Below are 23827 nucleotides of genomic sequence, written 5' to 3'. Positions count from 1 at the left end.
GACGCACAATGCCGAAGCGGGCCCACACCGGATCTCTCCGGTGTGGGCCCGCCGTTACGTGCCTGCGCTGAACGTCAGGGGACGATCAGACCCGCCGTCTGGGTGCGCGCGCGCTCGAAGCGGGCGGCCACGTCCTGCCAGTTGGCGATGTTCCAGAACGCCTTGACGTAGTCCGCCTTGACGTTGAGGTAGTCCAGGTAGAAGGCGTGCTCCCACATGTCCAGCAGCAGCAGCGGGATGATCCCGACCGGGATGTTGCCCTGCTGGTCGAAGAGCTGGAAGATCGCGAGCCGCTGGCCGATGCTGTCCCAGGCGAGCACAGACCAGCCGGACCCCTGGATCGCATTGGCGTTCGCAGCGAACTGCGCCTGGAAGGCCTCGAAGGAACCGAACTGGTCCTTGATCGCCTCGGCGAGCTCGCCGTCGGGCTGCCCACCGCCCTCGGGGGAGAGGTTGTTCCAGAACACGGTGTGGTTGGTGTGGCCACCGAGGTGGAACGCGAGGTTCTTCTCGTGCAGGTTGACCGCGGCGAAGTCGTTCTTCTCGCGTGCCTCGGCGAGCTTGTCCAGCGCGGCGTTCGCACCGGTCACATAGGCGGCGTGGTGCTTGTCGTGGTGCAGCTCCATGATCTTGCCCGAGATGTGGGGCTCAAGAGCGGCGTAGTCGTACGGCAGGTCAGGAAGCGTGTACTGAGCCATGTGGTCCTCCCGGTCGGTGCGGCGCAGTGATTCCGTGCCGCGGTTTATCACCGCGGCCCCGGGAAGGGGCCGCGGGACGTTGTCAGCATCAGACCCGTCGTCGAGCGGCGGGTCTCCTCCACCGTATCCCGAAGGTCAGTGGCTACGCGCTTCGAGCTCGTGGACGTCCCGACCCTCGGACGCGGGCAGTTCGTCGTGCGCGCCGGTGGCGTGCGCCGCGGCCAGTTCGGCTGGGGTGACGGGCTCGACCCGGTCCTCGTAGAAGAAGCGGGAGAGCTTCTGCCGGCGCAGCTCCTTGGCGTGCCCTGGGCGACGGACGCCGTTGGCGTCCTCGGCGGGCTCGATCTCGAGGGGACGCTCCCGCTGCGGGCCGACCAGCACCCACCGCTCGAACTCGTCCAGGGGCTGGTGCACCTCCGCGTACTCGCCGGAGGCGAACCGGACCACGCGGCCGGTCTCGTGGCCGTGCAGGACCAGTTCGCGGTCCTTGCGCTGCAGACCGAAGCAGACTCGCTTCGTCACGATGAACGCGACCACCGGGAGGACGAAGAACAGCACCCGGAACGCCCACGTGATCGCATTCAGGGACAGGCTGAAGTGCGTGGCGATGAGGTCGTTCGAACCGGCCCCGAGAAGCACGAAGAACGCGCTGAGCACGGCCACGATGATGGCGGTGCGCGTCGGTGCGTTGCGCGGCCGGTCGAGCACGTGGTGCTCGCCGGTGTCCTTGGTGACGAGGTTGTGGATGAACGGGTACGCCCCGAGGATCGTGAAGAGCAGGCCGGGCACCACCACGGCCGGGATCAGGACGTTGAGCGAGAGTGTGAAGCCGCCGATGACCACCTCCCAGCCGGGCATCAGCCGCAGCGACCCCTCGAGGAAGAGCATGTACCAGTCCGGCTGGGCACCGGCGCCCACCAGGGCGGGGTCGAACGGGCCGTAGTTCCAGACGTTGTTGATGCTCATCGTCGCGCCCATGAGGCCGAGGATGCCGAACACGATGAAGAAGAAGCCGCCGGCCTTGGCCACGTAGATCGGGAACAGCGGGAAGCCGACCACGTTCTTGTCCGTGCGACCGGGGCCCGGGTACTGGGTGTGCTTGTGCCAGAACACCAGGAACAGGTGCACGGCCACGAGCGCGAGGATCAGCCCGGGGATGAACAGGATGTGCAGGGCATACATGCGCGGGATGACGTCCATGCCCGGGAACTCGCCGCCGAACACCATGAAGCTCAGGTAGGAGCCGATGATCGGGATGGACCGGACCACACCGTCGGTGATGCGCAGGCCGTTGCCGGAGAGCACGTCGTCCGGGAGCGAGTAGCCGGTGAGGCCGGCCAGCAGGCTCGTGATCAGCATCAGGAAGCCGACCAGGTAGTTCAGTTCCCGTGGCTTGCGGAACGCACCCGTGAACAGGATGCGGAGCATGTGGATCACCATGGCGCCGACGAAGATCAGCGCGGACCAGTGGTGCAGCTGGCGCATGAAGAGGCCGCCACGCACATGGAACGAGAGGTTCAGCGTGGATGCGAACGCCTCGGACATCGGCTGGCCCTGCATCGTCACCGGGAGGGCGTCGTGCGGGTAGTGGATCTCGTTCATGCTCGGCACGAAGAACATCGTGAGGAACGTGCCCGAGATGATCAGCACGATGAAGCTGTACAGCGCGATCTCACCGAGCAGGAACGACCAGTGGTCGGGGAAGAGCTTGCGGCCCAGTCCCTTGAACATCTTGGAGATGCCGAGACGGGTGTCGAGGAAGTCCGCCGTTGCGGCGATCTTCGGGTCCACCTTGGGGCCGGAGGCCAGGTCGGTGGTCATCGTTCACGCTCCCAGAAACTCGGGCCGACGGGTTCGTCGAAGTCACGCTGCGCCACCAGGTAGCCGTTCTCGTCGACGTCGATCGGCAACTGGGGCAGTGCCCGCCCCGCGGGTCCGAAGACCACCTTGGCCTCGTCGGTCACATCGAACGTGGACTGGTGGCACGGGCAGAGCAGGTGGTGGGTCTCACGCTCGTACAGCGCCACGGGGCAGCCGACGTGCGTGCAGATCTTCGAGTACGCCACGATGCCGTCATAGGACCAGCTGGCGCGCTCCTCGGTCTCCTTCAGGTCCTGCGGGTCCACGCGGACCAGGAGGACGACGGCCTTGGCCTTCTCGTCCAGGTAGTCCGGGTGCTCCGGCAGATTCCACGGCATCACGTGGAAGAGGCTCCCGATGGTCACGTCGGAGGCCTTGATGCGGCGGTTGGTCGGGTCCGTGGCGAGGTAGATGCGGTCGCCGTTGGCAGCGGGCGCCCACGCGGTCCGCTTGAACCTCGAGATGTCCCAGTCACCACCGAGGTTGCCGATCAGCGGCACCAGGAACGGCAGCGGCGCGAGGGCGAGGGCACCACCCAGGGCGCCCTTGATGAGCGGGCGGCGGGCGATGTCGGTGTCCTTGGCGCCCTCGTTGAACATCTCGATCGCCGTGCTCCGCGTCTGCGCGTCTCCGGCGATCTCGTGCCGCTCCTCGACCTTGTCATGGTCGTTCATGAGCGACTTGGCCCAGTGGATCGCGGCGGTCCCGATGCCGAGCATGCCGAGCCCGAGTCCGAGCCCGATGATCAGGGTCGACAGGCGGGTGTTGCCGACGCTGCCGCTCTCTGCGTCGACCGGGATGGCGAAGTAGCCGACGATGGCGGCGATGCTGGCCAGCACGGAGACGGTGAACAGGAGGAGGACGAGACGCTCTGAGCGCTTCGCGGCCTTCGGGTCCTCATCGCCGAGGCGAGGCCGGTGCGGGGGCAGTCCCGGGTTCGGGAACTTGTCCGGGTGCTCGGTGAGCTCGGTGGAGTGGTCGGACTGCTCGATACTCATGAGGAGCGCGCTCCGATCCACACTGCGGCCCCGATCAGGAGGCCGAATCCGACGAGGAACGCCCAGACGCCCTCGGACACGGAGCCGAGCGAGCCGAGGCTGAAGCCACCGGGGTTGGGCTCCCGCTGGGCCATCAGGTAGGCGATGATGTTGCGCTTGTCCTCTTCGTTGAGGTTCGCGTTGTTGAACACGGGCATCGACTGCGGGCCGGTGATCATGGCCTCGTAGATCTCGATGGGCGTGCTCTCGTCCAGTGCCGGCGCGTACTTGCCGTTGCTGAGGGCGCCACCGGCACCGACGAAGTTGTGGCACATCGCGCAGTTGGTCCGGAAGAGTTGCATGCCCTCCGCCGCGTTGCCGAGCTCGGGGTCGACGACGTCCTCACCGGGAATGCCCGGGCCGGGGCCGAGGGTGGCGATGTAGGCGGCGATCTGCCGGGCCTGCTCGTCGTTGAACTGTGGCGGCTTCGCGCCGGCCTGCGGGGAGTCCGCGTCCATCGGCATCCGGCCGGTGATGACCTGGAAGTGCACCGACGCCGCACCGACGCCGATCAGCGAGGGCACCGTGTCCGAACCCTCGGCGTCCATGCCGTGGCAGGTGGAGCAGTTCGTGATGAACAGCCGGCGACCCTCTTCGATGTCATCGGGGGACGCACTGTTCGCCTGCGCCGAACTCGGGGCGAGAGCGGCGTAGACCGCGCCGGTGAGGAACAACGCCAGGGTCATCAGGATGACCGGCGCCAACCGGTGCCGTCTGCTGGCCGCTAATGCCTTCACTTCGTCAGATCCTTCGCTACGTCAGGTATGGGTGGTTTCGGGAGAGCCGCTATTGCAGGAAGTAGATGGTGAAGAACAGCGCGATCCAGACGGCGTCGACGAAGTGCCAGTAGTAGGAGACGACGATGGCCGTCGTGGCCTCGTGCTCCCCGAACCGCTTCGCGGAGAATGACCGCAGCAACACGAACAGGAACGCGATCAGCCCGCCGATGACGTGCAGGCCGTGGAAGCCGGTCGTGAGGTAGAAGACCGAGCCGTACGTCGAGTTCTGGAACGTGAGTCCGTGCTGGGCGAGCTCGGCGTACTCGAAGATCTGGCCGGCGACGAAGAACGCGCCCATCAGGTAGGTGAGGATGAACCACTCGTTCATGCCCCACTTCCAGAACACGAACACGCCCGCGGACCGGCGTGCCTGGAGCCGCTCGGCGGCGATCACGCCCATCTGGCAGGTGACCGAACTGAGCACCAGCACCAAGGTGTTGGCGCCGGAGAACAGGAGGTTCAGCTGGCCGGCACCCTCGGCCCACACTTCGGGTCCGGCGACCGAGCGGTGCGTGAAGTACATCGCGAAGAGACCCGCGAAGAACATCAGTTCGCTGGACAGCCAGACGATCGTGCCCACCTGCGCGAGGTTGGGCCGATTCACCGACAGGTGGGGGGTGCTGAGCTCAGTGGTTGCAGACGACACGATGTCATTATGGCGCGAATGGCAACCGCGTGGAGCCTCCGGCACGCCCGGATGCGACTTTGCCGCACGATGATGCCCCAAAGTGACTTCGGAGGGCATGGAAACCTAGGCGGGTACTGACAAAAGTGCTGGTGGCGTCACGTCCCAGGGGTGGGTCCCGTGGTGCTTCGCGGAGGGCGCCGCCGGGGTCGCCGCGCGGCACCGGTGGCGCCGCCGGAGGTGGGGGACGACTAGCATGTTCGGCAGGACTTCGGCGGCGGTGGGATCCGCGCCGCTTCTCGATCTGGAGGACCACGATGACCGCTGCGCCGCACGAGGCCGCGCCCGCACCGCAGAAGCAGGAGACCGTGTCGGTCCTGCTCTACAGCGACGACTACACGACCCGGGACGCGGTGAAGGTCGGCGTCGGCCGCCGCGCGTCGATCGACACCCCGAAGATCGCCTGGACCGACGCCGCGACGCCGGCCGCGGTGATCGAGCACGTGGAGAACAACGCCTACGACCTCCTCGTCCTCGATGGCGAGGCGGCCAAGCACGGTGGCCTGGGTCTGTGCCGCACGCTGAAGTCGGAGATCTACAAGTGCCCGCCGATCATGGTGCTCATCGCCCGGTCGCAGGACGCCTGGCTCGCGTCCTGGTCCGAGGCGGACGCGGTGGTCAGCTACCCGCTCGACCCGCTGGAGTTGCAGGAGTCGGTCGCGGACGTGCTCCGGGCGCGCCTCGCACACTGAGTCGATGACCGCCGCCACCGCCGACGAGGCCCGCAGTTGGCCGGACCTGATCGTGCGGCTGCTCGGCGGGTCCGACCTGTCCGCCGCGGAGACGTCCTGGGCGATGGACGAGGTGATGTCCGGGAACACCTCACCGGCCACACTCGCCGGGTTCCTCGTCGCCCTCGCTGCCAAGGGGGAGACGGTGCCCGAGGTGCGGGGCCTCGCGGACTCGATGATCTCCCACGCCGTCCGCATCGAGGTGCCCGGGGACGCCGTCGACATCGTCGGGACCGGCGGGGACCGGCACCGCAGCGTCAATATCTCGACCATGGCGGCGATCGTCGCCGCCGGCGCCGGCGTCCGGGTCGTCAAGCACGGCAACCGCGCGTCATCGTCGGCGAGTGGCTCGGCGGACGTGCTCGAGGCGCTCGGGGTCCGGCTCGACCTCGACCCACCGGCGGCGTCCCGGGTCGTCGCCGAGGCCGGCATCACGTTCCTGTTCGCGAACCACTACCACCCGGCGATGCGGCACGCAGCGGTCGCCCGGCGGGACCTCGGCATCCCGACGGCGTTCAACGTGCTCGGTCCGTTGACGAACCCGGCTCGGCCGCGCGCCGGCGCGATCGGGGTCGGCAACGCCCGGATGGCCCCGATCATGGCCGGCGTGTTCGCCGAGCGGGGCACCAGCACGCTCGTGTTCCGCAGTGCGGATGGCCTCGACGAACTGGCGACGACGGCGCCCGCCACGGTCTGGGAGGTCACCGCTGCCACCGGTGGTGTGGTGCGCGAGCACGTCGTCGACCCGGTCGCGGCGTTCGGGATGTCCCGGGCCACGATCGAGGACATCCGCGGCGCAGATGCGACCTTCAACGCGGGTGTGGCACGTGACCTGCTCGCCGGACGCACCGGCGCGGTCCGGGACGCGGTGCTGCTGAACGCGGCCGCCGCTCTCGTCGCGGACGGCAGCAGGCCCGGGACCGGCGACGGAGACCTCCTCGATCGGCTCGGCGCCGGCCTGGCCCTCGGCGCCGCGTCCATCGACGACGGCGCCGCCGCCGCTGTCCTCGAGCGCTGGATCGCCGTCAGCAACGCCTGAGCCGGGCGGGTGGCGCGTCAGTCCGCGAGGCCGAGGTCGAAGGCGGCCTCGAGGTCGTGGCCGGAGTAGGTCTGGAACGCGATGTAGGACTGCGTGCGGAGCACACCCTCGACCTTGCTGATCCTGTCCGCGATGACGCCGGCGAGTTCCTCGTGCCGGCGGACACGGACCATGGCCACGAGGTCGATGTCCCCGGTGACCGAGTACGCCTCGCTGACTCCGTCGATGTCCGCGACCTCCTTGGCGACCTCGGGGATGCGGGCGGCGTCGGCGTCGATCAGGACGATCGCGGTGATCATGGGTCCTCCGTGGGTGGGCAGCTACGGGTACGGATCCATCATGCCGCGCCGACCCCGGTCGGCGCGCCGGCAGAGGCCGCCGACAGGTCCCACGCCGTGAGGCAGGACGTCACGCCGTGACAAAGTTCCCCGTGCCCGAGGCAGGAGGTGCTGCCGGACTGATTCAGGCGCCAAGTACCGCGTCACCACGCAGGTCCGGACGGTCGGACGCCGGGACGACGGGGATCTCGCCGGCGCGGCGGCCGAGCGCGGCCCGCTCGGTGTCCCGGGCCTGCGCCGCCTCCAGCTCACGCAGGTGCGCCGTCGCGCCGCCGACAGGCATGGCCCAGCCCTGCGCGCCGGCCGCGTCGAACTCGATCAGCCGGGTGCCGTCCCGCTCCAGCCAGCCCGTGACCAGTTCGGTCTCCTCGGCCGTGGCCGCACCGCCGGTGACGTCCGGCTCGGGCACCTGCTCGCCGCCGGCGACGAGGGCGGAGATGGTCAGGTACGGGCTCACGTCCCGCGGGCTGATCGCGGTGGCCGCGAGCCGCCCGTGACGCACCACGACGATCTCCCAGCCGCCCTCGGCGTGGGCCCGGGCCGCCACGATCTGCCGGGCCCGTTGGATCGGGGCCAGCCGCTGGGTGCGCGCCGCGCCGCGCAGGAACGCCAGCAGCCGGTCCCGGTGCACGGCCGCCTCCTCGTACCGCTGCTGCAGACTCAGGTGGCTGATCGAGCGCCGCAGCGCGGCCACCACCGGGGCCGCGTCGCCGTGCATGATCGCCTCGGCCGCCGCCACGGTGTCCTCGTACGGGGGCAGCGCTCCGCGGATCTGCGGCCCTCCCACTCCCGGTAGCCCGAGCATCGCCACCCCGTCGGCCGGTGCCACGCACGGCGCACTGCACCGCCCCAGCTCGGCCAGCACGCAGGCGGAGGCGGCCGGGGCCGGAGTCCGCGGCAGGCGCGTGCTGCACTGCCGCAGCGGCACGGTCGCCAGGATCGCCTCCATCGCCTGCTCGGCGCCGCGCCGGGACGCGAACGGGCCGATCGCCCGCTCCCGGGCCGTGCTGGGAACCGACCGCACGATGGACAGCCGGGGGTGCGCCTCGTCGGTGAGCCGGATCCAGGGGCGTCGCTCGGGGGCGCGGGAGCGCCGGTTGTACGGCGGCTTGTGCTCGGCGATCAGGCGCAGCTCGCGCACGCTCGCCTCGAGCGGGGTGGCGCAGGGGATCGGGCGGACCCCGGTGGCCAGGTCCACCATCTCCCCGATCCGGGCCCGCTTCTCGGCGGCGGTGAAGTAGCTGCGCACCCGCCGCTTGATGTTGACGGCGGTCCCGACGTAGAGGACCTCGTTCTTGGGGCCGAGGAACTGGTAGACGCCGGCACCGGTGGGCAGGCCGTCCGCGAGGGTGGACTTGCGGCGCCGGGCGTGCGGTACCGGATCGGACGCCGTGGCGAGGTCCTCCAGGTGGGTGACCCCGAGGCCGCTCATCCGGCCGAGCAGCGCGTGCAGCACGTCGACGGTGGCGCGGGCGTCGGAGAGCGCCCGGTGATCCGGGGTGGTCTCGGCGTGGAACAGCGCCGCGAGCGTGCCCAGCTTGTGGTTGGGCGCCTCGTCCCGGGTGACCACCCGGCGGGCCAGCGCGACCGTGTCCACCACCTGCGGGCGCGGCCAGGCAAGGTCCATCCGGGCCGAGGCCGCCTTCAGGAAGGAGACGTCGAACCGGGCGTTGTGCGCCACCAGCACGCCGCCACGGGCGAACTCCAGGAACGCGGGCAGCACCTCGCTGATCGGCGGCGCCTCGATCACCATGGCGTTCGTGATCCCGGTCAGCACGGTGATCATCGGCGGGATCCCGGTGCCGGGGTTCACGAGCGTCTGGAACTCGCCGAGCACCTCGCCGCCACGCACCTTCACCGCGCCGATCTCGGTGATCTCGCACGCGGTGGGGGAGCCACCGGTGGTCTCCAGGTCCACCACCACGAACGTCGCCTCGTAGAGGGGCGTGCCGACCTCGTCGAGGGCGAGCTGCACCGCTGACTGCCCGGACGCCAGGAACGGGGACCGCCCGGCGTCGATGAGGTCGAGACGCCGGCCGGGGCGGGGCGGGTGCAGGAGGTTCTCGGCCATCCGTTCGAACGTTACGGCCCGGGACCGACAACGCCGGTGCGGCCACGCCGGGAGAGTCCCGGACGCGGCCACACCGGCGTGGGTGGCGGGTGGCGTGCCTCAGTCGGCGCTGGCGCCGGCCCCGTTCGCCGCACGCGCCTTGGCGGCGTTGTCGTACATCGCCTCGATCCGGTCCGCGAAGTCGCGCAGCACCAGGTTGCGCTTCACCTTCAGCGACGGGGTCAGGTAGTCGTTGGCGATCGTGAAGTCGTCGAGGAGGATCTCGAACGTCCGGATCGACTCCGCCCGGGAGACCTTCGAGTTGGCCCGGTCCACCGCGCTCTGGATCGCGGCGACGACCGTCGGGTCCTTGGCAGCCTCCGCCACGGACAGCTCGCCGACCTCGTGGTTGGCGAGCCACGTCGGCAGCATCTCGGTGTCCAGGGTGACCAGCGCCGCGATGAACGGCTTCTGGTCCCCGACCACCACGCACTGGCTCACCAGCGGGTGGGACCGGATCCGGTCCTCGAGCTGGGACGGCACCACGTTCTTCCCGCCGGCGGTGACGATGATCTCCTTCTTCCGGCCGGTGATCTTCAGGTAGCCGTCGGCGGTGAGCTCGCCGAGGTCCCCGGTGTGGAACCAGTCGTCGGTGAACGACTCGGCGGTGGCCTCGGCGTTGTCGTGGTAGCCGCGGAAGACCGCGATCCCGCGTGCCAGGATCTCGCCGTCGGAGTCGATCTTCAGGCCCACGCCCGGCAGCGGCGGCCCGACGGTACCGATGACCGACTTGGACGGCACGTTGACGCTCACGGGCGCCGTCGTCTCGGTCAGCCCGTACCCCTCGAGAACGGTCAGGCCGACGCCACGGAAGAAGTGGCCGAGCCGCTCCCCGAGTGGCGCACCGCCGGAGATCGCGAACTCGGCCTGGCCGCCGAGCGCGTTGCGGATCTTGTGCAGCACGAGCTTGTCCGCGAGCTTGTGCTGCAGTTTCAGTCCGAGCCCGGGGCCGCCGGTGTCCAGCGAGCGCGAGTAGTCACCGGAGACCTTCGCCGCCCAGCGGAAGATCTTCACCTTGCCGCCCGCGGCGGCCTTCTGCTCGGAGCTGTTGTAGACCTTCTCGAACACGCGCGGCACGGACAGGATGAAGGTCGGCCGGAACGTGGCGATGTCCGCCATCAGCGTCTTCGTGTCCGGGGTGTGCCCCTGCGGCACACCGGCGGTCACGCAGAGCACCTCGACGAACCGCGCGAACACGTGCGCCAGCGGCATGAACAGCAGGGTCCGCGACGCCTCGTGCAGGATCGAGGGCCCGAGCGCACCGACGGCGTTGCGGGTCAGCTCCACGAAGTTGGAGTGGGTCAGCTCGGCGCCCTTGGGCCGGCCGGTGGTGCCCGACGTGTAGATGATGGTGGCCAGGTCGTGCAGGCGGAGCGCGTCGTAGCGGGCCCGCACCTCCTCGTCCGAGACCTGGGCGCCCTCCGAGGCGAGCTTGTCGAGGGCGCCGTCGTCGATGACCCAGGCCCGCCCCAGGCTGGGTGCCTCGGCGCGGGCCTCGTCGACCACGGCCAGGTGGCCGGCGTTCTCCACGACGATCGCCTTCGTATCCGAGTTGGACAGGATCCACGCGGTCTGGTCCGCCGAGGAGGTCTCGTAGACCGGCACGGTGACGGCACCGGCGTACCAGATCCCGAAGTCGAGGAGCACCCACTCGGCGCGGGTGCGGCTCATCACCGCGACCCGGTCCCCGGGCCCGATGCCCGCGGCGATCAGCCCCTTCGCGATGGAGGACGCCTTCTCGTGCATCTGCTGCGCCGTGATCGGGTGCCACGTCGAACCGCGCAGCTCCTCGATGAGCACTCGGCCGGGCTCCTTCGCGGCCCAGTCGGCGAGGATGTCCGGCGTACTCATCTCCGGCGGGGTCTGGACGAGGAGGGGTGCCTCGTTCTGGTCCATGTGTCTGGCTCCTTCGGCAGTGGTCGAAACTAGCTCAAGAGTACGTGCGCCCGACGGCTGCGGCGGGCAGCGGCACGGCGATCGGCGGTGATCGTACGCTGATCCACTCAGGTTCTCAGACTACGGCGCCATCGTCGTCGGAGGGATCTTTCGGCATCCGCCAGAGCAGGATGCCCCATCCGATCAGCGAGCAGACGAGGGCGCCGACGTAGAACAGCTGCGGCGCCCCGGCCCACAGGATCAGGGCGAGCACGGTCGCCACGGGCCCGCCGATGGCGCCGATCCAGGCCATCGTGACGAGCGGGTCGGAGGTGCCCAGCGGTTCCGGCTCGGGCGGGACGTAGCCGTAGTCGTCCTCGGTCTCGTCCACGCCGTAGTCACGGGGTCCGGGCCCGACGGCGGAGGTCTCCTCGGTCCGGTCCGGATCGTTGTCGAGAGGGTCGTCCGGTTCGTCGCCGTCGTCGTGGACGTCGTCCGCCGCTCCGGTGGGGCCGGGCTCGGCCGACCGGTTCAGCCGCTCGAGGTCCGCGGCCTCCGCGGTAAGCCCCTCGCCGAGCGGCCCGAGACGTGCGGTGATCTCGGCCCAGCTCGCCTCGACGTCCGCGTCGCTGGGCTCGCGGGCGCCGTCGCCGGGTCGCGGCTCTCCGCCCGAGGTGGGACCGTTCATCCCTTCACTCTAGGGTGAGTTCGACCCGTTCGTGTCGGCAGCGGGCGTCGAGCCGAAGGAAGGGACCGGCGCGTGTTCTATCGGTTCATGATGGCGACCCTCGGCCGGTTCCTGCGGTGGTACTACCGGCCGTGGATCCGCGGGACGGAACACGTGCCGTCATCCGGGCCCGCGATCCTGGCCAGCAACCACCTCGCCGTCATCGACTCCTTCTTCCTGCCCGCACTGCTCAAGCGCCCGGTCGTCTTCCTGGGCAAGGACGCATACTTCACCGGACGGGGCATCCGCGGCCGGGTCGTGGCCACCTTCATGCGTGGCGTGGGCACCATTCCGGTCGACCGCAGCGGGGGCTCCGGGGTGGAGGCAGCGCTACGGACCGGGCTGGCCAGGCTGGAGGCGGGGGAGCTGTTCGGCATCTACCCCGAAGGCACCCGCAGCCCCGACGGGCGCCTGTACCGGGGCAAGACCGGGATCGCACGGCTCGCGCTCGAGTCCGGGGCGCCGGTCGTCCCGGTGGCGATGGTGGACTCCCACATCGCCCAGCCGATCGGGAAGCGGATCCCGTCCCGGCACCGGGTCGGCGTGGTGATCGGGGCACCCCTGGACTTCAGCCGCTACCGCGCGATGGCCTCGGACCGGTTCGTGCTGCGCACGGTCACCGACGAGATCATGTACGCGATCATGGGCCTGTCCGGCCAGGAGTACGTGGACGGCTACGCGGCGTCCGAGAAGTCGCGGATGGCCTCTCGCGGCGGCGAGCCGACGCCGACCGCCCCCGGCGGGCCCGGTGGCCGGCCGGCGCCCGGTGGGCCCGGCCGGCCGGGGTCCGGTGGGCCCGAGGGCGGAGCCGCGGACGCCTGAGCGGCGACGTCCCCTGACGGCCGCGTCCCTCAGTAGCATGGACGCCGCAGGTCCCGCCCCGCCCGAGTGAAAGGCACACCCATGTCCGAGTCCAAGCCGATCCGCCGGATCGCACTCCTCACCGCGGGCGGTTTCGCGCCCTGCCTCTCGGCCTCCGTCGCCGGGCTCGTGCGCCGCTACACTGAGGTGCTCCCGGACGCGGAGATCATCGCCTACCAGTACGGCTACCACGGCCTGCTCACCGGCACGTTCGTGGTGGTCGACGAACGGGCGCGCGCGGACATCGACGTCCTGGACAACTTCGGGGGCTCCCCGATCGGCAACAGCCGGGTGAAGCTGACGAATGCGAAGAACCTCGTCGAGCGCGGCCTGGTCACCGAGGGTCAGGACCCGCTGCAGGTCGCGGCCGAGCAGCTGCGCAAGGACGGCGTGGACGTCCTGCACACGATCGGCGGCGACGACACGAACACCACCGCGGCAGACCTCGCGGCCTACCTCGAGGACAACGGCTACCACCTGACCGTGGTCGGCCTGCCGAAGACGATCGACAACGACATCATCCCGATCCGGCAGTCACTCGGCGCGAACACAGCCGCCGAGCAGGCTTCGATCTTCGCGCAGAACATCATCGGCGAGCACCGGTCCAACCCGCGGATGCTGATCGTCCACGAGGTCATGGGCCGGCACTGCGGCTGGCTGACCGCGGCTGCCGCCCAGCGGTACAGGTCCTGGTGGTCGGAGCAGGAGTGGAACCCCGCGCTGGGCCTGGCCAAGGAGCGTTGGGACGTCCACGCCGTGTTCCTGCCCGAGCTGAAGCTGGACATGGCCGGCGAGGCCGAGCGCCTGCGGGGCATCATGGACGAGATCGGCAACGTCAACATCTTCCTGTCCGAGGGCGCCGGGGTGCCGGAGATCATCGCCGAGATGGAGGCTGCCGGCGAGGAGGTCCAGCGCGACCCGTTCGGGCACGTCAAGCTCGACACCATCAACCCGGGCGCCTGGTTCGCGAAGCAGTTCGCCGCCCTCATCGGCGCCGAGAAGACCATGGTCCAGAAGAGCGGCTACTTCTCCCGCTCGGCCCGCGCGAACGACGAGGACCTCGCGCTGATCCGCCTCATGACGGACCTGGCCGTCGTCAAGGCGATCGCCGGTGAGTCCGGCGTGATCGGCCACGACGAGGAGAACGACGACGAGCTCACCGCCATCGCGTTCCCGCGGATCGCCGGCGGCAAGGCGTTCGACCTCACCACGCCGTGGTTCGGCGCCCTGCTCGGCGAGATCGGCCAGAACGCCGTGGCCGCCGAGCCCGCCGAGCACTGACCCGGCCCGGCCCGGCCTCCGGGCCCGCGCCGACGGCTGGACCACGGTCCGGTCGCCCCGGCGCGGGCCCTATCCTTGGTGCCGTGAGTGTTCTCCCTGATCCCGCGGTACTGGCCGGCCTCGACACCTTCCGCGACCTGGAGGCGAAGCAGCAGCCGAGCTGGCCCGACGCGCAGGCCCTCGCCGACGTGACGGCGAAGCTCTCGTCGGTGCCGCCGCTGGTCTTCGCCGGTGAGGCCGACAATCTGCGCGAGCGCCTCGGCGCCGCGTCCCGCGGGGAGGCGTTCCTGCTCCAGGGCGGTGACTGCGCCGAGACGTTCGACGAGCTCACCGCGGACAACATCCGGGACAAGATCAAGACGATCCTGCAGATGGCCGTGATCCTCACCTACGGGGCGTCCCTGCCGATCATCAAGATGGGCCGGATGGCGGGCCAGTACGCGAAGCCCCGCAGCTCGGACGCCGAGACCCGTGACGGCGTCACGCTGCCGGCGTACCGCGGGGACATCATCAACGGGTTCGAGTTCAGCGAGTCGGCCCGGATCCCCGACCCGAACCGGCTCCTGGACGCCTATCACAACTCCGCGACGACGCTGAACCTGATCCGGGCGTTCACCCAGGGCGGGTTCGCGGACCTGCGCCGGGTGCACGAGTGGAACCGCGGGTTCATGGCCAACCGTGCCTACGCCCAGTACGACACGTTCGCTGCCGAGATCGACCGGGCGATCCGGTTCATGCACGCCGCCGGTGCCGACTTCGAAGCGCTGCGCACCGTGGACTTCTTCTCCAGCCACGAGGGCCTGCTGCTCGACTACGAGCGGCCGTTGACCCGGATCGACTCCCGCACCGGCCTGCCCTACGACTGCTCCGCGCACTTCCTCTGGATCGGCGAGCGCACCCGCCAGCTCGACGGCGCCCACGTGGACTACTTCTCCCGGGTCCGGAACCCGATCGGGGTGAAGCTCGGCCCGACGAGCACCGGTGACGACGCGCTGGCGCTGATGGACAAGCTCAACCCCGACGGCGAGGCGGGGCGCCTGACGTTCATCACCCGGATGGGCGCGGGCAAGGTCCGCGACCTGCTCCCGGCGCTGGTCGAGCGGGTACGCGCCGATGGCCGGCCCGTGGTCTGGGTGTGCGACCCGATGCACGGCAACGGGTTCACGTCCGCCAGCGGCTACAAGACCCGCCGGTTCTCGGACGTGATCGACGAGGTCCGCGGCTTCTTCGAGGTGCACGCCGCCCTGGGCACGGTGCCGGGCGGCCTGCACGTGGAACTGACCGGCTCGGACGTGACCGAGGTGCTCGGCGGCAGCGAGGAGATCGACGACCTCGCCCTGGCCCGCCGGTACGAGACGCTGGTGGACCCTCGGCTGAACCACCAGCAGTCCCTCGAGATGGCGTTCCTGGTCGCGGAGATGTTGCGGGGCGGCTGACCGGTGAGCACCCCCCACCATCCCGACCCGCCACTGGAGCGGTCACTGCCACCCGGGCAGTACTGGCGGCCCGAACCGCTGGTGATGCACTACGGCCGGGTGCCCAAGCCCCGCCCGGACCGGTGGACGTTCACGGTCGGCGGCGCCACCGCGAGCGGCGCCGAGCAGACCTTCGACCTGGACGCCATCCGTGGTCTGGAGTTCGTCGAGGAGCTCGCGGACATGCACTGCGCCACCCGCTGGTCGGCACTGGACCTGCGCTGGTCGGGCTACCGGGCCGCGGAGCTGCTCGAACTCGCCCCGCCGGACCCGCGGGTGCGTGAGGTCCTGGTGTTCGCGGAGTACGGCTACGCCGCGAACCTGAGCCTCGACGATCTCGTCTCACCCCGGTCGCTGCTCGCCACCCACCTCGACGGCGAGGAGCTCACCGCCGAGCGTGGTGCCCCGCTGCGGCTGGTGGTCCCGCACCTGTACACGTGGAAGGGCCCGAAGTGGGTGCGCGGCTGGAACTACCTGCTGCCCGACGACGGCGACCTCGGCTTCTGGGAGGAGCGCGGCTACCACGCGCATGGGGACGCCTGGCGGCAGGAGCGGTACGCCTATCAGTCCGAGGACGCGAGGGACGAGGTCACACCACCGTCAGCACGATGACCGTGCCGGCGGGATGCATCTCGCCGGCAGGCACCGACTGGATGCGCACCGTGCCGAAGAAGGCCCCGAGCACGTCCTCGCGCTGGACCTCGAACCCGAGGGCGGTGAGCGTGGCCGCGGCCTCCTCGTACTGGTTGCCGACCACGTTCGGCACCGCGAACAACTCCGGCCCGAGCGAGACGATCACCTCGACCACGTCGCCGCGCAGCGCCGGTCCCTCGAGGGACTGACTGATCACGTCCCCGGCAGCGACGGAGTCGCTGTACGCGGCCGGCCCCAATTGCGCGACCGCGCCCGCGGCCTCCAACTGATCGACCGCCGTCGCCTCGTCGGCACCGACCACGTTCGGGACGGTGATCGGCTCGCGCCCCGCGGAGACGACCAGCGTGAGCGGGGTGTTGTGAGCGATCGTCTCCCCGATGGCCGGGTCGGTCCCGATGACGGTGCCCTCGGCGACCTCGGCGTCCCAGGGCCGACGCACCTCGGCCGAGACCTCGAAGCCGGCACCGGTGAGCGTGTCGAGCGCCTCGGCCTCCGGTGAGCCGGCGACGTCGGGCACGGTGAGCATCTCGATGCCGAGGGAGACCAGCACGGCGACCTCGCCGCCGTCGCGCAGCACGTCCGCACCGGGACCCGGTTCGGTCGAGATGACCTGCCCGGCGGGCACCTCGTCGTGGTACGCGGAGTCCGACACCGGGCGCAGTCCGTGCCCCTCGAGCTCGGCGAGGGCGGCGGCCTCCTCGGTCCCGGTCACATCCGGCACCGCGGTGTAGGCGCCCGGGCCGACGCGCAGGTACCACCAGCCGCCCGCGCCGAGCGCGAGCAGCACCACGAGGATGATCGCAACCACCCGGAGCCGGCGCCGACGCTTGCGCCGACGGGTCGAGCGGTGCTCCGCCGCGGCGGCGTCGGTGGCCGCGACCGCACCGATCGGCAGCGCGATCGTGCCGGTGTGCCGGCTCACCGAGACGGTCTCGTCGCCGTCGGACTCCGCGTGGGCGTCGGCGACGATCTCGCCGACCTCGTCGGCCGGGGTGTCGGCCCGCACGGCCAGCGCCGCGGGGTCGAGCGTGGCCCTGGTGCGTCGCACCAGCGCGAGCGCGGCGCCGGCGTCGACCGGGCGGTCGCCCACCTCGCGAGCGGTCAGCGTGGCGATCAGGTCATCGATCTCGAGCGGCAGCCAGGGGATGTCGTCGGACGCGGCCGGGATGGAGGAATGCACGTGCTTGTACGCGACCTGGATCGGGGTCTCGCCCTCGAACGGCGGGTGCCCGGTGAGCATCTCGTAGAACAGCACTCCGACGGCGTACACGTCGGCACGGGCATCGGCGGTGCCCGAGGTCACGATCTCGGGGGAGAGGTAGGCGACGGTTCCGAGCAGGTTCCCGGTGCTCGCCGCCGTCGCCTCGGTGACGGCGCGGGCCAGGCCGAAGTCGGCCACCTTGACGCGCCCGTCGGCGGCGATCAGCACGTTCTCCGGCTTCATGTCCCGGTGCACCAGGCCGGCGCGGTGCGCCGCGGCCAGGGCGTCCAGGATGGACTCGAGGATGTCCAGGGTCTCACCGAGGCTGAAGGCACCCTTGGCCCGCAGCGCGCGCCGGAGGTTGCGCCCGTCGACGTACTCCAGGGTCAGGTAGTTGAGCTCGCCCTCGCTGCCCTGGTCGTAGACGCCGACGATGCCCGGGTGGGTGAGCCTGGCCGCGGCCCGCGCCTCCCGCCGGAACCGCGCGGCCACGTCCACCCCCTCGGCGAGGTGCGGATGCATGATCTTCAGCGCCACCTGCCGGTCCAGGCGCCGGTCGGTGGCCAGGTACACGGTCGCCATGCCACCCCGGGCGATCCGCGAGGACACCTCGTACCGACCGTCGACCAGGCGGCCGATCATGGGGTCGGTGAGGGTGCTGGCCATGGCCGTGAGTTTACGGTGCTACCTCGCCGATCCCGGCGCTTGCGGCGTGCGTGTCACCGCACCGTACACACGGTCTGCACAGGTCGGCCTCAGTAGCGCGCCATGAGCGTCTGCACATTCGCGACGTACCGGCGGGTGTCGTCGTACAACCCGTTCCGGTTGACCGATCCGAGCCCCTGGTAGTAGCCGCCGATCGCGGACTGCATGTCCGGTGCGGTGCGGACCAGGGCGCGCAGGATCGCGACCCCCGCGGTCACGTTGTCCTGTGGGTCGAGCAGGTTCAGCCGCCGCCCGACCAGGTCGGAGGCCCATTCGCCGGAGGACGGGATGACCTGCATCACCCCGACCGCGTTGGCGGGGGAGACGGCTCGCATGTTGAAGCCTGACTCCTGCTGGGCGACCGCCAGCGCGAGCGCCGGGTCCACGCCCATCGAGACGGCCGTGGCCCGGATCATCTCCTGCATGGCGGCTCGGCTGGGCACGGACACCCCGAGCAGGGTGGCCGCGTTCGCGTTGGCGGCGGCGTTGACGTCGTCGGAGTAGGTGTAGTGCAGGAACGTGTTCGGCACGAGCTGGGTGGACCCCGGGATGGTGAGGGTCTGCCCGATGCGGATCAGGGCCCGGGAGTCGAGGCCGTTCGCGGAGACGATCGCGGACGCCGTGGTGCCGTAGCGGGACGCTATCCCCGAGACGGTCTCGCCCGAGCGCACGGTGTGCGAGGAGCCGCCCGACGGCGCCGGAGCGGCCTGGGTGGGTGCGGCGGCTGGGGACGCTGGGCTGCTCGAGACCGTGCCGCCGGAGCCCCCGGGAATGGTGAGGGTCTGCCCGATGCGGATCAGCGCCCGGGAGTCGAGGCCGTTCGCGGAGACGATCGCCGAGACCGTGGTGCCGTGCCGGGCCGCGATCCGGGAGACCGTGTCGCCGCTGGTCACGGTGTAGGAGGAACCGCCGGAGGTTGCGGGTGCGGCCGGCGCAGGGCCGCTCGGAGCGGAGTTGCTGGAGCCGGTCGAGGCGCCCGGGATGGTGAGGGTCTGGCCGATCCGGATGATGGCACGGGAGTCGAGACCGTTCGCGGACACGATCGCCGAGACCGGCACGTCGAACCGAAGCGCCAGGTGGCCGACCGTGTCACCGGCGCGGACCGTGTAGAGGCTGTCACCAGCGGCCCGGGGTGCCGGCGCGACGCTGCGGAGAGTGGGGGACAGGCCCGCGCCCGCGCTCTCCGTGGTGATCCGGGTGGCTCGGCCGTCGTTCTTGCCGAGCAGGTGTGACGGCAGGTGGCCCGGGCTGCGCTGCGGTTGTTCCTCACTGTGCGGCTGTGCTGCCGCCGGAGCCACCGATGAGGCGAGCCCCATCGCGGCCACGGCGCTGAGCGCTCCGGCGGTGGTCAGGGCTGAGCCCCAGCGGGCTGAGGCATGTCTTGGCCGTGCGGTGCGATCCATGGGTTCCCCCGGGGTGTTTCGGACGGACATCACGGCGTGTCGCCCGTGACTGATGTGGCAAATGAGGTATATGTGCCAAAAGTGACAGTAGCGTGGTCGATAGGTGACGACAACCCCAGTCGCGCCCGTAGGCTCTGCGGGTGACTACCGCGGACCCCCAGAACATCACGTGGCTGAGCCTGCCGGAGGCGGCAGAGCTCCTCGAGGTCGAACTGCGTGCCGTGCGCGGCATGCTGACCGAGCGCCGGATCGTCGCCGTGCGGCGCGGCGAGAACAAGGCCCTGAGCATTCCACGCGATTTCCTCGTGCTGCCCGGGGACGATTCCGTCATCGCGGATCCGCCGCTGGTCATCCCTGCGCTGCGGGGGACGATCATCCAGCTGGCCGACGCCGGCTACGACGACGAGGACACGCTGCGCTGGCTCTATGCCGACAACGAGGAACTCGGCGAGACCCCGATCGCCGCGCTCCGGGCCGCCCGGACCCATGCGGTGCGGCGGGTCGCGCAGGCGCTCGCCTTCTGACGACCTGCCGCCGGGCGCAGCCGGCGCGGGTCAGAAGGAGCGGGTGATCGCCGCGCGGGCGAGCGTGCGCAGTCGGTCCCGAGCCGGCTCGGCGTAGCCGGCCGCATCGATCGCGGCCAGCGCGGTCTCGGTGCGTTCGCCGATGAGCTCCTCGACGCTCGCGAGCGCTCCCGTGCCGGTGAGCAGTTCCCGCACCTGAGCGACCGTGCCGGCGTCGAGGTCGGCGTTGCCGAGCGCGGCTCGGAGCAGGTCCACGCCGGCGGCGTCCGCACGGGTCATCGCGAGCGTCACCAGGACCGTGCGCTTGCCCTCCCGGAGGTCGTCCCCGGCCGGCTTGCCGGTGACGTCCGGGTCGCCGAACACGCCGAGCACGTCGTCCCGGAGCTGGAACGCCTCGCCGATCGGCAGGCCGATCCGGCTGGCGGCCTCGAGCTCGGTCGCGGCCGCGCCGGCCATCGCGGCGCCGAGGGTGAGTGGGTGCTCGACGCTGTAACGGGCCGACTTGGAGCGGATCACCCGCCGGGCGCGGTCCAGGTCGAGCGCGGGGTCGGCGCTCCAGGGGGCGGACTGGGCGTAGATGTCGAGGTACTGGCCGACGGTGACCTCGGCCATCATCCGCTGCACGATCCGTCGGCCCGCGGACCGGGCCGACTCCGGGAGCCGGTCCAGTGCGTCCTGGAGCTCACCGACGGCGGCGACGAGCAGGAGGTCGCCGAGGAGCACCGCCCCCGCCGCGCCGAAGTGGTCACCGGTGTCGAGCATCGCCCGTTCGTCGTGCAGGGCGCTGAACTGCCGGTGGGCGGCCGGGAGTCCACGGCGGGTCAACGAGCCGTCGATGAGGTCGTCGTGGACGAGCGCAGCGAGCTGGAACAGCTCGAGCCCGGATCCGGCCAGCACGATCTCGGGAGCGCGCCGGAGGTCGTCCGGGCCGCCGAGCGCGAACCAGCCGGCGGCGGCGAACGAGGCCCGGAGCCGCTTGCCGCCCGACAGCATGGTGCCGGCGACGTCGAACAGGTCCGCCACCTCGGGGCCGATGTCCCGGAAGGAGCCGCCGAGGTCGTCGACGGTGGCCCGGACCCGGTCGGACACCGCCTCCCGCAGGGACGTCAGTGGATCGGCGGGCGACGTGGGGGAGGCAGACACCATCGCAGCCTATCCGTGTGGATCCGCGCGTTGTTGCCTCACGATCCCCAGGGGTGAGGGTCGATCACCGTGGATCCCGCGCCGACGGTCCGGGGTGCTCGGGTCCAGAGCGCCGGCCTGCGCTCACCCGCGCGGCGGTGTGCGCGGCTGCACTGGTCGGATGAGATCACACGAACCAGCACCCGACCCGGACCCCGACGACACCGAGGTGCCGACGCTGCACCTCGACGACCCTCCCGAACTGCTCGCCTATCTGCCGTTCCGGCTCGGATTCCTCCCACACGAGTCCCTCGTACTGCTGGCGATCAGGGCGGACGCCGACGGTGGGCCGGAGATCGGCGTCGTCGCGCGGGTGGACCTCGCGGACCTGTCCCACCCTGGCCTCGGCCTGGGTGAACACGTCCTGGGGCAGCTGGCGATCGATGGCGCCGTCGCGGTGTTCGCCGCCGTCTACACCGAGTCCTCCTGGCCGGCGGTCCTGTCCGGGCGCGGCGCCGCCGGTGCGGCGCTGGCGTGGTGGCTCGCCCAGACCCCGCTCGCCCATCCGACCCGTACCTGGCTCGTCGGCAATCGGTTCTACCGGTGCATCGAGTGCACCAGCTCGCCCTGCTGCCCGCCGGCCGGCCAGCGCGTCGATGACCTCACCACGGCGCGGATCCGGGCCCACCTCGTCTACCAGGGCGAGTCCTACGTCGCCTCGCGCGCGGACCTCCTGCCTGACCTGCGGTGCGGGGCGACCGACCGCAGGACCGCCGCCGGCGCCGCCACCCGGGAGCGCCGCCGTCGGGAGCGGTTGACCGGGGCCGAGCTGGCGCACTGGCGTGCGGACATGCGCGCCCGCTGGCGCCGCCTGCTCGGCGCCGCCGCACCGGGAGGCGAGCGGCGTGGCACCCGGGAGGTGCTCGCCGACATCCCCGCCGCCGAGTACGGGCACCTGCTCGCCGGCCTGGAGGACACCCAAGTCCGGGACGCGATCCTGCTCTCGGTGGCTGCGGTGACCCGGATCGAGGACCCGGCCGACGCCGACTCCTCACGCATCCTCGAGGCGGTGTTCACCGGGGAGCTGATGCCGGACCAGGCGACGCTCACGATGGCCGAGGCGGCCCTGGTCGCGGTGGCCGCACACGCTGCCACGGCACGCGCCGCGCCGGCGTTGGCGACCCTGGCCTGGCTCGCCTGGTGGAACGGCGACGGTGCCCGCGCCGACGTGCTCGTCGCCGCCGCGCTCGAACGTGACCCGTCGCACCGGTTGGCCCGGCTGCTCCGGCACGTCGTCGACCGCGCCGTCGCGCCCGGCTGGGCCCGACGTGAACACTCGGCGACGGCGTGAGCGTTTCCAGCTGGCGACCGGCGAAGGTCGCCCCGGCCGGATCGCCCACGGGACGTCCGCCTAGATCTTCACCGGATACGTCAGCATCGTGATCACGCAGCCGAGCGCCACGATGACGGCCAGCCCGAGCATGGCCCGCTGCATCCAGGCGGCGTTCACGCGCTGGGACATCGCGGTCAGGAACAGGACCAGGGCGAACAGAACGGTGAGCAGTGTGTAGTCGTCGCCGCGCTGGTTGTAGTCGAGCGCTTCCTCGAACTTGGCGTCTGCCCGGTCGGCGAGCGCCACCGACTCAAGGGTGCCGGGGGGCACGTACTCGGGGACCGTGAACGGTCCGAGGGCCTCGCGACCGCCTGCGTCCCACGCGTCGAACGCCACGGCGAACTCCGGACTGAACCGTTCCTCGATGAACTCCTGCAGGTCCGTGTCCTGCGCCTCGACGGCGAGGACCCACTGCGTGTAGACGGTCAGGTCGTACTGGCGCGCCGCGTTCGCCTGCGCCTCGGCCGCCGTGGACTGGATCCGGGCGCTCGACGCCTGACTGAACGCGATCGACATCTCGCCGCCCCACTTCGACGACTCGAACCCGCACCAGGCGGTCAGCACCGCGATGAGGGAGAGCAGGAACACCGTGAGGATGTCCGCGGCGCTCTTGCCCTCGGCCTCGTCCTTGGAGCTGCTGCTTGGGTCGACCCGTCCCGCCCCGCTCTCGTCGGGCGTGCCGTCAACGGAGTCGGTCTCGTCGAGGTCACCGGGCCGGTCGGGTGCGCGCGTGTGCTCACCGGGTGTGGTCTGGTCACTCACAGGCGCCGCCCTTCTCCGTGCGGGTCGCGATCTCAGGCGTGAGACTAGCGCCGCCCGGTACCCGGGGCCCGACGACTGCGACGCCGAGCCCACGGAAGCGCTACTGTCGGAGGCGGACGCATTGTTGTGTGACGAGGGAGTACGTCGTGGCCATTGTGGTCGGGTTCATCGCCACCGCCGAGGGACGTGCGGCACTCGATGCCGCGATCGTGGAGGCGCAGCGACGCTCCGACCGCCTCCTGGTGATCGTGCACGGCAGCCGCGGCGCCGACGAGGACGAGATCGACCGGGCCGTCGAAGAGGCCAGGGACCTTCTGGACACCTCCGGCCTCGGCTATGACGTGCGGCACCTGCAGCGCGGCAACGACGTCGCCGAGGCCCTCATGGGAGCCGCCGAGGAGGCGGGTGCGGAACTGATCGTCATCGGGCTGCGCCGCCGGTCCCCGCTCGGCAAGCTCATCCTCGGCTCGAACGCGCAACGTATCCTGCTGGACGCGCCCTGCCACGTCCTCGCGGTCAAGCCCGCGCAGGCATAGTCGCGCCCAGCCGTCACCACCCCTGAACGGA

Annotated in this window: 22 protein-coding genes; 9 read left to right on the top strand and 13 right to left on the bottom strand. The window is 70.9% G+C overall.

The features are described 5' to 3' along the window. Nucleotides 1-74 precede the first annotated feature (74 nt). From GKS42_RS13980 to ctaE, 5 genes are all read right to left on the bottom strand, one after another. Complete coding sequence (locus GKS42_RS13980; RefSeq protein WP_154794373.1) at nucleotides 75-698, bottom strand: superoxide dismutase; 624 nt, start codon at nucleotides 696-698, stop codon at nucleotides 75-77. A gap of 135 nt (nucleotides 699-833) precedes the next feature. Continuing rightward, nucleotides 834-2519 carry a cytochrome bc1 complex cytochrome b subunit gene (qcrB, locus tag GKS42_RS13975; RefSeq protein ID WP_154794372.1) on the bottom strand — a complete coding sequence of 562 codons (1686 nt, stop codon included), beginning with the start codon at nucleotides 2517-2519 and terminating at the stop codon, nucleotides 834-836. Continuing rightward, nucleotides 2516-3556, bottom strand: a complete 1041-nt coding sequence (gene qcrA, locus GKS42_RS13970; protein WP_154794371.1) for a cytochrome bc1 complex Rieske iron-sulfur subunit — start codon at nucleotides 3554-3556, stop codon at nucleotides 2516-2518. Before qcrA ends, qcrB begins: the two co-directional genes overlap by 4 nt. Then, the gene (gene qcrC / locus GKS42_RS13965; RefSeq protein WP_154794370.1) at nucleotides 3553-4332 is read right to left on the bottom strand and encodes a cytochrome bc1 complex diheme cytochrome c subunit; all 780 of its coding nucleotides are present in this window, start codon (nucleotides 4330-4332) and stop codon (nucleotides 3553-3555) included. The genes qcrA and qcrC overlap by 4 nt, the downstream gene beginning before the upstream one ends. A 49-nt stretch (nucleotides 4333-4381) precedes the next feature. Continuing rightward, a complete protein-coding gene (ctaE, locus tag GKS42_RS13960) occupies nucleotides 4382-5020 on the bottom strand; it encodes an aa3-type cytochrome oxidase subunit III (protein ID WP_232847668.1) in 639 nt (212 codons plus the stop codon). A gap of 296 nt (nucleotides 5021-5316) precedes the next feature. On the opposite strand from ctaE, the gene GKS42_RS13955 reads away from it, so the two are divergent. After that, nucleotides 5317-5751, top strand: a complete 435-nt coding sequence (locus GKS42_RS13955) for a response regulator transcription factor (protein ID WP_154794368.1) — start codon at nucleotides 5317-5319, stop codon at nucleotides 5749-5751. A gap of 4 nt (nucleotides 5752-5755) precedes the next feature. Beyond that, entirely contained in the window at nucleotides 5756-6829 is a 1074-nt protein-coding gene (gene trpD / locus GKS42_RS13950; RefSeq protein WP_154794367.1) for an anthranilate phosphoribosyltransferase, read from the top strand. 17 nt (nucleotides 6830-6846) lie between these two features. Here trpD and GKS42_RS13945 read toward each other — a convergent pair whose 3' ends face one another. The 4 genes from GKS42_RS13945 to GKS42_RS13930 form a co-directional block, all read right to left on the bottom strand. After that, nucleotides 6847-7128 (bottom strand): Lrp/AsnC family transcriptional regulator, encoded by a 282-nt coding sequence (locus GKS42_RS13945; protein WP_154794366.1) that lies wholly within the window; start codon nucleotides 7126-7128, stop codon nucleotides 6847-6849. A gap of 163 nt (nucleotides 7129-7291) precedes the next feature. Beyond that, complete coding sequence (locus GKS42_RS13940) at nucleotides 7292-9238, bottom strand: DEDD exonuclease domain-containing protein (RefSeq protein WP_154794365.1); 1947 nt, start codon at nucleotides 9236-9238, stop codon at nucleotides 7292-7294. Nucleotides 9239-9337: 99 nt separating this feature from the next. Further along, entirely contained in the window at nucleotides 9338-11173 is a 1836-nt protein-coding gene (locus GKS42_RS13935) for an AMP-dependent synthetase/ligase (protein ID WP_154794364.1), read from the bottom strand. Between the two features lie 115 nt (nucleotides 11174-11288). Then, entirely contained in the window at nucleotides 11289-11840 is a 552-nt protein-coding gene (locus tag GKS42_RS13930; RefSeq protein WP_154794363.1) for a hypothetical protein, read from the bottom strand. A gap of 87 nt (nucleotides 11841-11927) precedes the next feature. Here GKS42_RS13930 and GKS42_RS13925 point away from each other — a divergent pair, with 87 nt between their 5' ends. The 4 genes from GKS42_RS13925 (at nucleotide 11928) to GKS42_RS13910 (ending at nucleotide 16108) form a co-directional block, all read left to right on the top strand. Next, nucleotides 11928-12701 carry a lysophospholipid acyltransferase family protein gene (locus GKS42_RS13925; protein WP_154794362.1) on the top strand — a complete coding sequence of 258 codons (774 nt, stop codon included), beginning with the start codon at nucleotides 11928-11930 and terminating at the stop codon, nucleotides 12699-12701. An 81-nt stretch (nucleotides 12702-12782) separates the two neighbouring features. Further along, nucleotides 12783-14021 (top strand): pyrophosphate--fructose-6-phosphate 1-phosphotransferase, encoded by a 1239-nt coding sequence (locus tag GKS42_RS13920; RefSeq protein ID WP_154794361.1) that lies wholly within the window; start codon nucleotides 12783-12785, stop codon nucleotides 14019-14021. An 83-nt stretch (nucleotides 14022-14104) separates the two neighbouring features. Further along, nucleotides 14105-15457: a class II 3-deoxy-7-phosphoheptulonate synthase gene (locus GKS42_RS13915; RefSeq protein WP_154794360.1), complete on the top strand. Its 1353-nt coding sequence runs from the start codon at nucleotides 14105-14107 to the stop codon at nucleotides 15455-15457. A 3-nt stretch (nucleotides 15458-15460) separates the two neighbouring features. Further along, nucleotides 15461-16108, top strand: a complete 648-nt coding sequence (locus tag GKS42_RS13910) for a molybdopterin-dependent oxidoreductase (protein ID WP_232847667.1) — start codon at nucleotides 15461-15463, stop codon at nucleotides 16106-16108. On the opposite strand, the gene pknB is transcribed toward GKS42_RS13910, so the two are convergent. Then, on the bottom strand, nucleotides 16086-18017 hold the full coding sequence (pknB, locus tag GKS42_RS13905; protein ID WP_154794359.1) for a Stk1 family PASTA domain-containing Ser/Thr kinase: 1932 nt from the start codon (nucleotides 18015-18017) through the stop codon (nucleotides 16086-16088). The genes GKS42_RS13910 and pknB overlap by 23 nt on opposite strands. An 89-nt stretch (nucleotides 18018-18106) precedes the next feature. After that, nucleotides 18107-19459 carry a lytic transglycosylase domain-containing protein gene (locus GKS42_RS13900; protein WP_232847666.1) on the bottom strand — a complete coding sequence of 451 codons (1353 nt, stop codon included), beginning with the start codon at nucleotides 19457-19459 and terminating at the stop codon, nucleotides 18107-18109. A gap of 140 nt (nucleotides 19460-19599) precedes the next feature. Between GKS42_RS13900 and GKS42_RS13895 the strand changes: the two genes are divergently transcribed. Further along, entirely contained in the window at nucleotides 19600-19983 is a 384-nt protein-coding gene (locus tag GKS42_RS13895; RefSeq protein ID WP_231955768.1) for an Rv2175c family DNA-binding protein, read from the top strand. Between the two features lie 30 nt (nucleotides 19984-20013). Here the strand turns inward: GKS42_RS13895 and GKS42_RS13890 are convergent, their stop codons facing one another. Then, nucleotides 20014-21129: a polyprenyl synthetase family protein gene (locus GKS42_RS13890; protein WP_154794357.1), complete on the bottom strand. Its 1116-nt coding sequence runs from the start codon at nucleotides 21127-21129 to the stop codon at nucleotides 20014-20016. A 157-nt stretch (nucleotides 21130-21286) separates the two neighbouring features. Here GKS42_RS13890 and GKS42_RS13885 point away from each other — a divergent pair, with 157 nt between their 5' ends. Next, nucleotides 21287-22456 (top strand): DUF4192 domain-containing protein, encoded by a 1170-nt coding sequence (locus GKS42_RS13885; RefSeq protein ID WP_168217837.1) that lies wholly within the window; start codon nucleotides 21287-21289, stop codon nucleotides 22454-22456. A 60-nt stretch (nucleotides 22457-22516) separates the two neighbouring features. On the opposite strand, the gene GKS42_RS13880 is transcribed toward GKS42_RS13885, so the two are convergent. After that, complete coding sequence (locus GKS42_RS13880) at nucleotides 22517-23260, bottom strand: hypothetical protein (protein WP_232847664.1); 744 nt, start codon at nucleotides 23258-23260, stop codon at nucleotides 22517-22519. A gap of 146 nt (nucleotides 23261-23406) precedes the next feature. Here GKS42_RS13880 and GKS42_RS13875 point away from each other — a divergent pair, with 146 nt between their 5' ends. Then, nucleotides 23407-23796, top strand: coding sequence for a universal stress protein (locus GKS42_RS13875; protein ID WP_154794355.1), 390 nt, complete (start codon nucleotides 23407-23409; stop codon nucleotides 23794-23796). Nucleotides 23797-23827: the final 31 nt, after the last annotated feature.

The sequence above is a fragment of the Occultella kanbiaonis genome (genome assembly GCF_009708215.1).
In the GTDB taxonomy this organism is placed as follows: Bacteria; Actinomycetota; Actinomycetes; order Actinomycetales; family Beutenbergiaceae; genus Occultella; species Occultella kanbiaonis.
Note: the sequence above shows the minus strand (reverse complement) of the source record. Positions and strands in the feature narration are given on the sequence as shown.

What these genes read in the sequence shown, in the direction of transcription:
- GKS42_RS13980 (WP_154794373.1), bottom strand. Translation starts at nt 698, where the DNA reads ATGGCTCAGTACACGCTTCCTGACCTGCCGTACGACTACGCCGCTCTT.
- qcrB (WP_154794372.1), bottom strand. Translation starts at nt 2,519, where the DNA reads ATGACCACCGACCTGGCCTCCGGCCCCAAGGTGGACCCGAAGATCGCC.
- qcrA (WP_154794371.1), bottom strand. Translation starts at nt 3,556, where the DNA reads ATGAGTATCGAGCAGTCCGACCACTCCACCGAGCTCACCGAGCACCCG.
- GKS42_RS13955 (WP_154794368.1), top strand. Translation starts at nt 5,317, where the DNA reads ATGACCGCTGCGCCGCACGAGGCCGCGCCCGCACCGCAGAAGCAGGAG.
- trpD (WP_154794367.1), top strand. Translation starts at nt 5,756, where the DNA reads ATGACCGCCGCCACCGCCGACGAGGCCCGCAGTTGGCCGGACCTGATC.
- GKS42_RS13945 (WP_154794366.1), bottom strand. Translation starts at nt 7,128, where the DNA reads ATGATCACCGCGATCGTCCTGATCGACGCCGACGCCGCCCGCATCCCC.
- GKS42_RS13940 (WP_154794365.1), bottom strand. Translation starts at nt 9,238, where the DNA reads ATGGCCGAGAACCTCCTGCACCCGCCCCGCCCCGGCCGGCGTCTCGAC.
- GKS42_RS13935 (WP_154794364.1), bottom strand. Translation starts at nt 11,173, where the DNA reads ATGGACCAGAACGAGGCACCCCTCCTCGTCCAGACCCCGCCGGAGATG.
- GKS42_RS13930 (WP_154794363.1), bottom strand. Translation starts at nt 11,840, where the DNA reads ATGAACGGTCCCACCTCGGGCGGAGAGCCGCGACCCGGCGACGGCGCC.
- GKS42_RS13925 (WP_154794362.1), top strand. Translation starts at nt 11,928, where the DNA reads ATGATGGCGACCCTCGGCCGGTTCCTGCGGTGGTACTACCGGCCGTGG.
- GKS42_RS13920 (WP_154794361.1), top strand. Translation starts at nt 12,783, where the DNA reads ATGTCCGAGTCCAAGCCGATCCGCCGGATCGCACTCCTCACCGCGGGC.
- pknB (WP_154794359.1), bottom strand. Translation starts at nt 18,017, where the DNA reads ATGGCCAGCACCCTCACCGACCCCATGATCGGCCGCCTGGTCGACGGT.
- GKS42_RS13900 (WP_232847666.1), bottom strand. Translation starts at nt 19,459, where the DNA reads ATGGATCGCACCGCACGGCCAAGACATGCCTCAGCCCGCTGGGGCTCA.
- GKS42_RS13890 (WP_154794357.1), bottom strand. Translation starts at nt 21,129, where the DNA reads ATGGTGTCTGCCTCCCCCACGTCGCCCGCCGATCCACTGACGTCCCTG.
- GKS42_RS13885 (WP_168217837.1), top strand. Translation starts at nt 21,287, where the DNA reads ATGAGATCACACGAACCAGCACCCGACCCGGACCCCGACGACACCGAG.